This is a genomic window from Streptomyces diacarni (assembly GCF_003323715.1).
In the GTDB taxonomy this organism is placed as follows: Bacteria; Actinomycetota; Actinomycetes; order Streptomycetales; family Streptomycetaceae; genus Streptomyces; species Streptomyces diacarni.
This window is the reverse complement of the sequence record NZ_QOIN01000062.1, coordinates 1-13,222: the sequence shown is the minus strand read 5'-3', so window position 1 is coordinate 13,222 and position 13,222 is coordinate 1. Positions and strand designations below refer to the sequence as shown.

10 protein-coding genes are annotated in these 13,222 nt (G+C 70.9%); 5 read left to right on the top strand and 5 right to left on the bottom strand.

Annotation, left to right across the window (positions count from 1 at the left end; all coding sequences use genetic code 11):
- Window positions 1-3: 3 nt before the first annotated feature.
- The 4 genes from DTL70_RS29445 to DTL70_RS29430 are packed head-to-tail and all read left to right on the top strand — an operon-like array spanning window position 4 to window position 4,090.
- Window positions 4-1,917 carry an HAD-IIIC family phosphatase gene (locus DTL70_RS29445; RefSeq protein ID WP_114025059.1) on the top strand — a complete coding sequence of 638 codons (1,914 nt, stop codon included), beginning with the start codon at window positions 4-6 and terminating at the stop codon, window positions 1,915-1,917.
- A 12-nt stretch (window positions 1,918-1,929) separates the two neighbouring features.
- Entirely contained in the window at window positions 1,930-2,157 is a 228-nt protein-coding gene (locus DTL70_RS29440) for an acyl carrier protein (RefSeq protein ID WP_114025058.1), read from the top strand.
- Window positions 2,158-2,171: 14 nt separating this feature from the next.
- Window positions 2,172-2,987 (top strand): 2-oxo acid dehydrogenase subunit E2, encoded by an 816-nt coding sequence (locus DTL70_RS29435; protein WP_114025057.1) that lies wholly within the window; start codon window positions 2,172-2,174, stop codon window positions 2,985-2,987.
- Window positions 2,984-4,090: an alpha/beta fold hydrolase gene (locus DTL70_RS29430; RefSeq protein WP_114025056.1), complete on the top strand. Its 1,107-nt coding sequence runs from the start codon at window positions 2,984-2,986 to the stop codon at window positions 4,088-4,090. The genes DTL70_RS29435 and DTL70_RS29430 overlap by 4 nt, the downstream gene beginning before the upstream one ends.
- Before the next feature lie 42 nt (window positions 4,091-4,132).
- Here the strand turns inward: DTL70_RS29430 and DTL70_RS29425 are convergent, their stop codons facing one another.
- Both DTL70_RS29425 and DTL70_RS29420 read right to left on the bottom strand, forming a co-directional pair.
- Window positions 4,133-4,912, bottom strand: a complete 780-nt coding sequence (locus DTL70_RS29425) for an AfsR/SARP family transcriptional regulator (protein ID WP_114025055.1) — start codon at window positions 4,910-4,912, stop codon at window positions 4,133-4,135.
- Window positions 4,913-5,511: 599 nt separating this feature from the next.
- Window positions 5,512-7,056, bottom strand: a complete 1,545-nt coding sequence (locus DTL70_RS29420; RefSeq protein WP_181861131.1) for an FAD-dependent oxidoreductase — start codon at window positions 7,054-7,056, stop codon at window positions 5,512-5,514.
- Window positions 7,057-7,377: 321 nt separating this feature from the next.
- Here DTL70_RS29420 and DTL70_RS29415 point away from each other — a divergent pair, with 321 nt between their 5' ends.
- The gene (locus DTL70_RS29415; protein WP_114025054.1) at window positions 7,378-8,124 is read left to right on the top strand and encodes a TylF/MycF family methyltransferase; all 747 of its coding nucleotides are present in this window, start codon (window positions 7,378-7,380) and stop codon (window positions 8,122-8,124) included.
- A 113-nt stretch (window positions 8,125-8,237) separates the two neighbouring features.
- Here DTL70_RS29415 and DTL70_RS29410 read toward each other — a convergent pair whose 3' ends face one another.
- The 3 genes from DTL70_RS29410 to DTL70_RS29400 form a co-directional block, all read right to left on the bottom strand.
- A complete protein-coding gene (locus tag DTL70_RS29410; RefSeq protein WP_245980005.1) occupies window positions 8,238-10,145 on the bottom strand; it encodes an ABC transporter ATP-binding protein in 1,908 nt (635 codons plus the stop codon).
- 50 nt (window positions 10,146-10,195) lie between these two features.
- Window positions 10,196-11,929 (bottom strand): ABC transporter ATP-binding protein, encoded by a 1,734-nt coding sequence (locus DTL70_RS29405; RefSeq protein WP_114025052.1) that lies wholly within the window; start codon window positions 11,927-11,929, stop codon window positions 10,196-10,198.
- A gap of 487 nt (window positions 11,930-12,416) precedes the next feature.
- On the bottom strand, window positions 12,417-13,222 hold an 806-nt coding region (locus DTL70_RS29400), incomplete at its 5' end, for an acyl carrier protein (RefSeq protein WP_220183671.1).

The window sequence follows — 13,222 nt, the reverse complement described above, 5'->3', positions numbered from 1 at the left end:
CACATGGCCGCCGAACCTGCTGCCCCCGCCGACGGGGGCGCCGACTCCCCGTCGGACGTGCTGCTGCGGATGCACCGGCAGGACGAACTCGTCCCCCGCTACCCTGAGGTCAAGCGGCTGCTCGCCGAGATGTCGGGGCCCGAGCTGCTCAGGGCGGGGAACCTCCTCAGCCGTCTGGACCCCGACCGGGTCGTCGCCGCGCACCCGGCCGTCCCCGCGCTCACCGTGGCCGTGACCGGCCACGGGACGCTGGGCGCTCTGCTTCCCGCACTGACGGCCGAGCTCGCCCGGCACGGACTGCTGCTGCGGGCGCGGCTCTCCGACTTCGACAGCTACGTCTTCGACCTGGGCGACCCCGGCAGCGGACTGTACGCGTCCCGGCCGGAGGTGGCGCTGTGCGTGCTGGACGCGGCCGTCGTCTTCGACGAGGTGGCGACGCCGTGGCAGCCGGCCGACGTGGAGCGCGTGGCGGCGGAGAAGCTCGCCCTGCTGGCGGGGCTGGCCGACCGGTTCGCCGACTCGTGTGACGGCACGCTGGTCCTCAACACCGTCCCGCTGCCCCGGCGCTTCACCGCGCAGCTTGTCGACCACCGCTCCCGCGCACGGCTCGGCGCGGTGTGGCGCGAGTTCAACACCGGCCTGCTGCGGCTCGCCGAGGACCGCCCCTCCCTCGCCGTGCTCGACCTGGATCCACTCGTGGCGTGCGGCGTCGCGGCGGAGGACGTGCGGCTGAGCGTGTACGCCAAGGCCCGGCTCTCTCCCCCGCTGCTGGCGGAGTACGCGCGCGAGGTGGGGCACCTCGCACGGCACGTGGCGGGCAGCACGAAGAAGGTCCTCGTCCTCGACCTGGACGGCACGGTGTGGGGCGGCGTCCTCGGTGACGACGGCCCTGACGGGATCGAGGTCTCCGGCAGCTACCGCGGTGAGGCCTTCGCCGCGTTCCAGCGCGTCGTCGAACAGCTCGCCTCGCAGGGTGTGCTGCTGGCGGCGGCCAGCAAGAACGACGTCGAACCCGTACGCCGGGTGCTGCGCGAGCACCCGGATATGAGACTCGGCGAGGAGCACTTCGTGCGGATCGCCGCCAGCTGGGGGCCCAAGCACGAGGCCCTCGCGGAGACGGCCGCGGCACTGAACCTCGGCACGGACGCCTTCGTCTTCGTCGACGACAGCGCCTACGAGCGTGAGCTGGTGCGGCGGGAGCTGCCGGACGTCACGGTGGTCGCGGTGGACGACGAGCCGGCGCTGCACGTCACACACCTGCTGCGCGACGGCTGGTTCGACTCCCTGCGCCTGACCTCGGAGGACCACGCGCGCGTCTCCCGCTACCGGCAGGAGGCCGACCGCAGGGACTTCCTCGACGGCTTCTCCTCCGTCGAGGACTACCTGCGGGAACTGGAGGTGAGCGTACGGCTGGCGGCGCCCGGCCCCGCGGAGCTGCCCCGGGTGTCCCAGCTGACGCTGCGCACCAACCAGTTCAACATGACCACGGTGCGTATGCAGCCCACCGAAGTGGGTGAGCTGATCGCCGCGAAAGACACGCAGGTGCTCGCCGTGCACAGCAGCGACCGCTTCGGGGACAACGGGCTCGTCGGCGCGCTCTTCCTGCGCCGCGAGCGGGAGCGGCTGCACATCGACAACTTCGTGCTCAGCTGCCGGGTCTTCGCCCGCGGCATCGAGCAGACCTGCCTGTCGTCCGTGCTGCGGCACGCGCGGCAGACCGGTGCCACCTCGGTGGCCGGCACGTACCGCAGAACCGCGAAGAACGGCAAGGTCGCCGGCCTCTACACCGCGCACGGCTTCACCGAGGTCGCGGACGACGGGACCACGGCCGCCTTCCGCCACGACCTGCACCACGTGCCGGCCCCACCGCCGCACGTGCACCTCACGGAGAGCTTTGCACCTCACGAAGAGCTGTGAAAGGAGCCCCCAGTGACCACGCTCGACGAGTTCCTCGACTTCGTCTCCCGGGAACTCGGACTGGACGTCACCACGCACGACGCCGACCGGAACGTCGACGAACTCCCCGGATGGGACTCGATGTTCCTCCTGACCCTGGTGACGGCACTGGAACAGCAGGCCGGGCGGCGCGTCCTGCTCGCCGACGCGCTACAGGCGAGCACACTGCGCGACGTGCACAAGCTGGCGGTCGACGCATGACGGGAGCACGGAACATGAGGGTGGAACCCTTCCCCAGGGAACGCCGGCACACCGCCCACTTCCTCCGGGAGATCCGCGGCTTCTCGCCGGTGTTCCTCGGCGCCGACGTCGACATGAGCGCGGTGCGGCGCCACCAGCGTGCGGCGCGCGAAGCGGGCGGGAACGCACCGACGGTGGCGTACGTGCTGTACGTCGCCGCACGCGTGCTGGCCGCTCACCCCGAGGCGAACGCCGCGATGCGCGGCCTGCTGCGGCCCCGCGTCACCCGCTACCCCACGGTGGCCGGGAAGCTCGCGCTGGACAAGAGGCTCAACGGACGCCGCGTCGTGCTCGCCGCGGTACTGCCCGACCTGCAGCGGCTGAGCCTCGAGGAGATCGGGCAGCGCATCGCCCACCACCGTGAAGGCGATGCCGAGCAGCTGCCCGAGTTCGCGGGTGTGCGCTCCTTGCAGCGTCTGCCGGTGCCCCTCGGACGGCTCGTCTACCGCCTGGCCACCCGTCCGCTGCACCGCAGGATCGCCACCAACGGAACGTTCTCGGTGTCCTCTTTGGGCCACCGGCCCGTCACCTCGTTCCACTCCGTCGGCGGCACGACGATCACACTCGGGCTGGGCGGCATCGCCGACCGGCCCGTCGTGCGCGACGGAGCGCCCGCTGTCGCACCGGTGCTGCCGCTGTCGCTGACCTTCGACCACCGGGTCCTCGACGGGGCGGAGGCGGCGGACGTACTCGCCGAGATGAAGTACGCGCTGGAGGCTTTCGCGGACGGCGACGGCGAGGAGGACGGCGGCACGGACACCGCCGCCCGCCAGGAGGCGGTGGGCTCGTGAACGAGGTGGAGGAGCTGAAGCGGTTCGTCGTCGTGCACGCCCGCGGCCAGCAGATACCCGGCCAGGAAGAGCTGCTGGCCGGGATCCGGACCGACGAGGGCGACGCACCGGGCTCGTGGGTGGGCGAGTGGGTCAGGGCGGGTGAGGCGCACGAGCGCGGCGGACGGCTGCTGGAGGCCGGCCGGCACTACGCCATGGCCCGCTTCCCGTACGTCGACGGACCGGCACGCCAGGACGCGCAGGACCGCTGCGTGCGCGTGTACGAGCAGTGGAGGTCGCAGGGGTCCGGCATCGAACGTCTGGAACTCGACCTGCCCGGCGGACGGGTCGCGTGCTGGGCCGCGGGGCTCGACGGCGCACGGAGGGCCCCGCTGCTGGTGGTCATGGGCGGTATCGTGACCGTCAAGGAGCAGTGGGGGCCCGCGCTCACCCGGCTGGCGCGGCAGGGCTTCGCCGCCCTCGTCACCGAGCTTCCCGGTGTCGGCGAGAACGCGCAGCGGTACGAGCCGGACAGCTGGCGGATGCTCAGTGGCGTCCTCGACGCGCTCGCCGACCGCGCCGACGTGTCGCAGACGTACGCGATGGCGTTGAGCTTCAGCGGAAACCTGGCGCTGCGGTGCGCAGCGGAGGACGACAGGATCCGGGGCATCGTCACCACGGGGGCGCCCGTGGAGGCGTTCTTCACCGACCCCGACTGGTGGCCGCGCGTGCCGCGGATCACCGTCGACACGCTGGCTCACCTGACTGGCGCCTCCGGCGGCGCCCTCCGGGAGGAGCTCGCCGGGTTCGCCCTGTCCCACAAGCAGCTGTCCGGGCTGGGGATCCCCGTGGGCTACGTGGCCAGCGGGCGGGACGAGATCATCCCGCCCGCCGATCCGCGCACCCTCGCCGAGTGCGTGGCCGACTGCCGCACGCTGGAACTCGACGACCTGCACGGAGCACCGCACCACGTGCGGGAGACGCAGTTGTGGTGCGTGGCCACCCTGCTGCGCATGCGTGCGAAGCGCTCCGTGCCGGCCGCCGTCATCGGCCTGCTGAGGGGCGCGCTGGCGGTACGCCGCCGCCTCGCGGGCGCCCCTCGCCCCACGGGCCCGGCCGGATGAGCCCGGACCGCCCGGTCTCCGCCCGGCGCCCGGGGCCGGTGGTCAGGCGGAGACCGGCTGCGCCTGGGGGTCGAGCCGGGCGTCGGCGGTGAGGATCGACTGGTGGAGGGACTGGAGCGCCCTGCACGGCTCCAGTCCCAGCTCCTCGTTCAGCCGCGCACGTGCCGTCTGGTAGACGCGCAGCGCGTCGGCCTGCCGCTCCGAGCGGTACAGCGCCAGCATGAGCTGCCGGTAGAACGTCTCCCGCAAGGGGTGCTCCGTCGTCAACGAGTAGAGCCAGCCCACCAGCTCGCGGTGCCGGCCCAGCTGGAGCTGCGTCTCCCCGAGCACCTCCACCGACTCCAGGCGGGTCTCCTCCAGCCATGCCGCGAACCCGTCGGCGATGGGGCCGTTCTGCAGGTCCCCCAGTACCGGCCCGCGCCACAGCCGCAGCGCCTCCTCGAAGCACTCGACGGCCTCCTCGTGCTGCTCCTCGCGCACGCGGGCCCTGCCCTGCTTGACCTTGTCGAGGAAGACGCGGAAGTCGAGTTCGTCGTCGTCCGTGCGCAGGGTGTACCCGGAGGTGCGGGTGACCACGGGGTTCTCCCGGTGCCCTGGCCGGCTGAGGAACTTGCGCAGCTGCGATATGTAGACGTGGAGGCCCGCTGTGGCCCGCCGCGGCAGGTCGTCGCCCCAGACCTCGGTCATGATCTGTTCGAACGTCACGACCTGGTCGGCGCGGATCAGCAGTACGGCCAGCACGGTCTCGATCTTGCGGGCACCGAGGGTGCGCACCTCGTCCCCCTCGGCGACGCGGAGTGTGCCCAGCAGCTCATACCTCATCGCGCACCCCCTCCGGCGTGCGGCGTTCTCCCCGGGAGCGGAGGGGCGGCGGCCCGCCACGCCCCACGCGCGCTCCGGCTGCGGACGCCGCCGGTCCGAACTGGGCTTCGGACAGTGATGACATCTGCCTCGGTCCTTCCCCGTGTCTGGATTCGGCGCGAACCCGCGCCTCATGTGTGCCACCGACACCGGCTCGCACAGGGCCTGCGGCAGCTCGGTGCGCGCGGCTCCCTCTGCCGGCACGGAAGCAGGACACGGGCGAGCCCTCGCACGGACAAGCCGCTCGGGTGTCTCCAACTGCACGCGTCCCCCTTCCGCGTGAGGGGTCTGCGCACGACGAGGTGTCGGTCCCGTCCGCAAGAGCCCTGTGGTTTCGGTCGGCACGACAGATGCTCGCCGAGGTGTCCCGCGACAGGCACCCTTAACCTGCCCCTACTGTCGCCGATCGGCATGGACAGGAGTCGGATAGGGGGTGCGGCCGGAACCGTACGGGCAAGTAACGGGTAGAGCGGTTCGTGTGCGCCGGCCGACGTGCTCGCGTGCCGGTTCCGCGCGCCCTCACCGAGGTGTGCGTCCGGGGCGCCCGGGGCCCGGGGCGCTCAGTCCGGGGAGCCGAACCAGAAGCGCAGGGCCCGGGTCAGCCCGGCGTGCACCGCCGCGTCCGTCTCTCCTGATCCGGCCGCCCACGCGACCCAGCCGTCGGGACGGATCAGAAGTGCGTCGGCAGGCGCCGCACCGGCACAGCGCGCCGCGACCGGCTCGACCCGCTTCGCCCAGCGCGATCCGGCCTCCGCCACCGCGGTGCGGCCCGCGAGGTCGAGCAGCACGGGACGCCCCTCGACCAGCAGTTCGGCCACCCCGGAGGGACCGCCTGCTTCCGCGTCGAAGGCGAGATCGGGAACCAGCCGTCCGACCAGCGGATGCGCGTCCGCGTCGGCGCCCTCCCCGTGCCCGGGCTGTCCGTGACGGATGTCGGACCCGTGGATCAGCTCGGCGATGTGGCGCAACGCCGCGTCGTGCGACACCAGCTCGGCGAACAGCTCGCGCAGCGCCGCGGCCTCCTCGGAAGAGGCCATCATCACCGCCTGCCCCTCCGCTTGCGCCAGGGTACGCTCCGCTGCGGGATACCGCTCGTCGTGATAGGTGTCCAGCAGCGCGGCGGGGCCGTCACGCAGTACCGCGGCGAGCTTCCAGCCCAGGTTGACCGCGTCCGTCATGCCGACGTTCAACGAGGACCCGCCGACCGGGAACAGGTGCGCGGCGTCACCCGCCAGCAGCACCCGCCCGGCGCGGTACCGGGCGGCGAGGCGGCTCTGGTTCACCACGCGGGACAGCCAGTGCGCTGCGGTCATCGGCACTTCCTCACCGAGCACCCGCGCCGCGCTGGAGCGCAACTCCTGAAGAGTCAGCGGGGCCGCCGGATCGGCTCCGGCCGGGTCGTTCTCGGTGACGGTGACGATGTGCACGCCGGGCCGCGTCGACATCACGCCGATCCGGCCGCGGTCCGTGTGGCGCCAGCCCAGCGGCAGCGGTCCGGTCTGAGGGAGTTCCAGCCCGTTGCCGTCCGCGGCGACGATGTCCGGCGGCAGCGTCACGTGACCGATCTTCGTCACGTCCGGTTTCGTGGTGCCGGGGAACTCGATGCCGGCGCGTTCGCGCACCGTGCTGTGGGCACCGTCGCAGCCCACCACGTAGGAGGCGCGGACGTGTTCTTCTCCCTCCGGGCCGCGCACCTGGACGGTCACCCCGTCGCGGTCCTGTGCCAGGCCCTCCACCGCGCAGCCGCGCCGGATCGGAACGCCCCGCTCCGTCACGCATTCCGTGAGCAGGGCCTCCAATCGGGGTTGGGGCAGGGCCAGCAACTGCAACGGGCTGTCACCGAGCCGCGCCAGCGGCAGCGGTACGGAACCGAACGTGAAGGCGGGTACCCTGCCCACGAACTGTGCCTCGGGGCGGAAGCGGTCGAGTAGCCCCCGATAGTGCAGCAGTTCGACGCTCTGTCCCACGAGACCGTTCGCCTTGGGTTCCGTCCGCGGTTCCGGCGCCTTCTCCAGCACCACGGCGGACGCACCGTGCAGCGCCAGTTCGCGGGCGAGCAGCAGCCCGGTGGGACCACCACCGACGACGACGACATCACACTGCAACCGAAATCTCCGATCGTCGGGCCTGGACGCGAACTCCGGGCAGAAAAGCGGGCGCGTTTCGCCACACCACTCGTGAGGCCATGCTTTTCCACAGCTCTTAAGTTCGGCTAACCCCTCCGGCCACCGGCGAGGAGGAAATCCGGGGACCTGTGCAGCATGTCGTGGCCAGGCCGGATAATTGCCGTACCCATCGATTGGGGGTGCTTTAGGGGGACGCCATAGCTTCGCGCCGAAGGCGTCCCGCCTGGCGGCTCCGCGGTCGATCTCCGGCACCCGGCGTGGTCCCGACCGCACCGCGCAGACACCACTGAGGGGTGATCGATGAACGACACGAGCCACTATCTCGAGTTGATGAAGAAGGTCCTCACCAACGTCATCTACGAAGACCCGCCCCAAGGCCCCTGGTACGCGCACGAGTCCTACGACAAGGATATGCGCTCCCAGGGCCAGGACTGGCCCTCCGTGGCTCACACCATGGTCGGCCTCGCACGTCTGCAGAACGTGCGCGAATGCCTCGAGCAGGTTCTCGCCGACGGCGTGCCGGGAGACTTCATCGAGACGGGAGTGTGGCGCGGCGGCACGTGCATCTTCGCCCGCGCCGTCCTCCAGGCACACGGCGTGACCGACCGCACGGTCTGGGTCGCCGACTCCTTCGAGGGCATCCCCGAGGTCGCCGACGACGGCCACCCGGTCGACCACAAGATGGCGCTGCACCGCCACAACGGTGTGCTGGGCATCTCCGAGGAGCAGGTGAAGGCCAACTTCCGGTGCTACGACCTGCTCGACGAGCAGGTCAGGTTCCTGCCCGGCTGGTTCCGCGACTCCCTGCCCGACGCGCCCGTGGAGAAACTCTCCGTCCTGCGGCTGGACGGCGACCTGTACGAGTCCACCATGGACGCGCTCACCCACCTCTACCCGAAGCTCTCCACGGGCGGCTACGTCATCATCGACGACTACGCCATTCCCGCCTGCAAGGAAGCGGTGCACGAGTACCGGGAGAAGTTCGGGATCGAGGACGAGCTCCTCTTCGTGGACCCGGGCTGCGCGTACTGGCGGCGTTCGGGCTGAACCCGCGCTGAGCGGAGCCTCGCACCACCTGCGGGACGCCGCGCCGCGGCCCCTCCGCCACACGTGGGGAGGAGCCGCGGCACATCGTGCCGCCGCCGGCGCACGGCCGCGGCTCACTGGGTTTCGGTCGCCGCCTCCTGGAACTGCGCCGCGTACAGCCGCGCGTACGCTCCCCGGGCCGCCAGCAGCTGCTCGTGCGTACCCTGCTCGACGATCGAGCCGGACTCCAGCGTCAGGATCACGTCCGCGTTGCGGATGGTGGACAGCCGGTGCGCGATCACGAAGCTCGTCCGACCGGTGCTCAGCTGGCTCATCGCCTGCTGGACGAGCATCTCCGTACGGGTGTCGACCGAGCTCGTGGCCTCGTCCAGGACCAGGATCGAGGGGTTGGACAGGAAGGCGCGCGCGATGGTGATGAGCTGCTTCTCCCCCGCGCTCACCCCGCTCCCCTCGTCCTCGAGCACCGTGTCGTAGCCCTGGGGCAAGGTGCGGATGAACCGGTCGGCGTACGCCATCCGTGCCGCTTCCTCGACCTGCTGGCGCGTGGCGTTCTCACTGCCGTACGCGATGTTGTCCGCGATGGTGCCGCCGAAGAGCCACGCGTCCTGGAGGACCATGCCGATGCGGGACCGCACGCTCTCCCGCGACATCGCGGCGATGTCGGCGCCGTCCAGCGTGATCCGGCCGCCGTCGAGCTCGTAGAACCGCATGAGCAGGTTGACCAGGGTGGTCTTCCCCGCCCCCGTCGGGCCGACGATGGCCACCGTCTGCCCCGGCTCGACCGACAGCGTCAGGCCGTCGATGAGCGGCCGCTCGGGCTCGTAGCGGAACGAGACGTTCTCGAACGAGACCTGCCCGAGGGCGCCCTGCCGCGCCACCCACACCCCGTCGGGTGACTGCTCCTCCGCGTCGAGCAGCTCGAAGACGCGCTCGGCCGAGGCGACTCCGGACTGCACCAGGTTCGACATGCTCGCGATCTGCGTGAGCGGCTGGCTGAACTGCCGCGAGTACTGGACGAAGGCCTGCACGTCGCCGATCGACAGCGCCCCCGAGGCGACGCGCAGCCCGCCGGCGACCGCCACCAGCACATAGCTGAAGTTCCCGATGAAGATCATCATCGGCTGGATGATCCCGGAGAGCGCCTGGGCCCTGAACCCCGACGTGAACAGCGCGTCGTTCTCCTCGCGGAACGTCTCGGCCGACTCGTCCTCGTGCCCGTACGCCTTCACCAGCGCGTAGCCGGTGTACGTCTCCTCGATGTGCGCGTTGAGCTTCCCCGTCGAACGCCACTGCTGGACGAACTGCCCCTGCGCACGCTTGCCGACAACCTTGGTGAGATACACCGACAAGGGCGCCACGACCAGCGCCACCAGCGCGAGCAGCGGAGAGATCCACAGCATCATCGCCAGGACCCCGGCGATGCTCAGCAGCGAGGTGACGATCTGCCCCATCGTCTGCTGCAGCGTCTGCTGGATGTTGTCGATGTCGTTGGTCGTACGGCTGAGAACGTCACCACGCGACTGCTTGTCGAAGTACGACAGCGGCAGCCGCGACAGCTTCGCCTCCGCGGCCTCGCGCAGCCGGAACACGGTGCGCTGGACGATCGCCGTGATCAGGCGGCTCTGCACGATGCCGAACACGCCCGACGCCACGTACAGCGCGAGCACGAGCAGTACGACCTGCCCCACGGCCCCCAGGTCGATGCCCTGCCCTGGCACGAAGTCGACGGACCCGAGCATGTCGGCGACACCGTCCCGGCCCTGCTCGCGCAGCCCGTCGATCGCCTGCTCCTTGGACACCCCTGAGGACATCCCCCGTCCGACGACGCCCGCGACGACCAGGTCGGTGGCGTGTCCGAGCAGCTTCGGCCCGGTGACCGTCAGCGACACGCCGACGAGACCGAGGATCAACACCCCGTAGAGAAAGCGCCGTTCAGGCCGGAGCAGGCCGAGCATGCGCTTGGCCGACCCCTTGAAGTCGGCCGTCTGCTGCGCGGGCCCCCCGCTGCCGGCGAACCGCATCAGGGCGCTGCCCTGCGATGAGCCGCGCTTCGAGTCCGGTTGCCTGGCGCTCATGCCGCCTCCTCTTCGGTGCGCTGGGACGCGAGAATCTCCTGGTAGGTGGCGTTGGCCGCCGCCAATTCGCTGTGCGTGCCCGAACCCACCACGCGGCCCTGATCGAGGACCACGATGCGGTCGGCCTCACGGACCGTGCTCACCCGCTGCGCCACGTTGATCACCGTTGCCTGGGGGATGTGCCACGCGAGCGCCTCGCGGAGCGCCGCGTCGGTGGCGTAGTCCAGCGCGGAGAAGCTGTCGTCGAAGAGGAAGATCTCGGGGCGGTGCACCAGCGCCCGCGCGATGGCCAGCCGCTGCCGCTGCCCCCCGGAGAGGTTGGTGCCGCCGCGCGAGACGGACGCCTGGAGGCCGTCGTCCATCCGCTCGACGAAGTCCTTCGCCTGCGCCACCTCCAGCGCTGCCCACAGCTCCGCGTCCGTCGCCTCGGCCCTGCCGTACCGCAGGTTGGACGCGACGGTCCCGGTGAACAGGTACGCCGCCTGCGGGACGAGCCCGATGCGGGAAGTGAGCGTGCCCGGCTCCATTTCCCGCACGTCCACACCGTTGACGAGCACCTGCCCGGACGTCACGTCGAACAGCCGTGGAACCATCCCCAGCAGCGTGCTCTTCCCGCTGCCCGTCGACCCGATCACGGCGACCGTCTCACCCGGCTCGGCCACCAGGTCCACATCCTGCAGCACAGGCGCCTCGGCGCCCGGGTAGAAGAAGCCGGCCTGCCGCAGCTCCACGCGCCCGCCCCGGTGCGTCTCACGCCGCGGCGCGGCGGGAGGAGCGATGCTCGGCTCCGTGGTCAGGACCTCCTGGATGCGTTCGGCGCACACCGTCGCCCTCGGCACCAGCATGAACATCGACGTGGCCAGGACGACGGAGGTCAGCATCTGGACCAGGTAGCTGAGGAAGGCCGTCAGCGCACCGATCTGCATGCCGCCGCTGTCGATGCGCTGTGCGCCGAACCACACCACACCGACGCTGCACACGTTCACCGTCAGCATGACGACGGGGACCATCAGAGCCATCAGCCGGCCGGTCCGCATGCTCGCGTCCAACAGATCCTCGTTCGCCTGTCCGAACCGCTGCTGCTCGTGCCTGTCCTTGACGAAGGCGCGGATCACCCGGACACCGGAGATCTGCTCGCGCATGACCCGGTTGATCGTGTCCATCCGCTGCTGCACCGCACGCTGCAACGGCTGCATCCGCCTCATCAGCAGCGCGATCAAAATTCCGAGAACCGGCACCAGGGCCAGCAGCAGCCCCGACAGCGGGACGTCCTGCCCGAGGGCCATGACGATGCTGCCGATGCCCATCATCGGTGCGGAGACCATCACCGTGAGGGCCAGCAGGGCCACCATCTGCACCTGCTGCACGTCATTCGTCGTCCGCATGATCAGCGACGACGTACCCAGCCGCCCCATTTCCCGGGCGGAGAAGCGCTGCACCCGCGAGAAGACCGCGGCGCGGATGTGATGCCCCACACCCATGGAGGTGAACGCGGCGAAATAGGTCGCACCGGCCGCACAAGCGACCTGCAACACCGTCACCGCCAGCATCCAACCGCCGATCTGCAGGATGTAGTTCGTGTCCCCCTTCAGTACGCCGTTGTCGATGATGTCGGCGTTGAGCGTCGGCAGATAGAGAGTGGCCACCGATTGCACGAGCTGGAGTAGCACGAGGAGCAGCAATGGTGTAAGGTGACTTCGTACAGGGTCGCGCAGGACTCGCGCCAACATAGAGCTCTCTTCGCGGTAGTTGGTGGACGCGGATTGGACCGTCCATTATCCACTGCCCGGCACCGTGCTCTTCACCATGCGAGCAGAATTTGCGTTCTTTTAGACCTCTCTTCCGCTGCGCTCGGCTCCCTGCCCCGCACCCCACTCGTCGGCCTCCCTGCGGAACGGGTCGGCTTTTTGCTGTCTCCGTGCTGTAGTGCGGCCACGCCCACCCGGCCGGGCCCGGGTGGGCGTGGCCCGGCCGGGGTGGGCATGGGCCCGGCTTGTGCGGGTCCGCGCTGGGCTGGGTGGGCCCGCGCCTTAACCGGAGCCAGAGCCTCCGGTGAGCCCGGGCCGGGCTCGGCCCGGGCACTGTTGCGCGCGGGGGGCGGGCGGCACGTCGGGCACGCCCCCTCCGGGGCCCCTCCCGCACCCGCTGTCGCGGATGCGCCGGGCTGGCGAAGGCCCCCGGGGCGGGCCGACGTGTCGGCCCGCCCCGCCGCTCCCGCTACTCCTCACCATCCGCCAGAGCCATGCGGACAAGGTCGTCCAAGGCGGCGTCCTTGATGTGCTCGATCCTCTCCTCGTCACTCGCCGCCGACGCAGCGGACACGGGTCCGCGCCCGGCCAACCGCAGCAACGTGTCCATGAGCCCCGCCTCCCGCAGCCGCGCCAGCGGAATCGCGGCGATGGCAGCGCGGAGGTCGCCGTCGCCGTCCGGCCCACTGCCGCCCACTCCGTCGACCGCTTCTTCGCCGTTCGGGGACAGCAGCCCGGACACATGGCGGGCGAGTCGCCGCGGCGTCGGATGGTCGAAGACCAGTGTCGAGGGGAACCGCAGACGCGTCGCGGCCGTCAGCCGGTTGCGCAGCTCCAGGGCGGACAGCGAGTCGAAACCCATGTCCAGCAGCCCGCGCTCCGGATCTATCGCGCGCGCCGAGTCGTGCCCGAGGACCGCGCTGATCTCTTCGAGAAGCAGCTCCAGCAGCGCCGCCTCCCGTTCCGGCTCAGGCAGTCCTGACAGGCGACCGAGCAGCGGAGCGGCACCCGCCGACGGCTGGCCGGAACCGCGCACGGGCACGTCGACGACGCCGCGCAGCACCTGTGCGAGGGTGCCGGCCTCGGCCATGCCCCGCAAAGCACGGGTGTCCAGCTGTGCGGCCACCAGGAACGCGTCGTCCGGTCGTTCCAGTGCGGTGTCGAGCAGTGTCATGCCCTGCTCGGTGGTCAGGGGTACCAGTCCGCCCCGGGTCAGTCGGTCGCGGTCGGTGCCGGCCAGGGCACCGGTCATACCGCTGGTCTCCTCCCACAAAC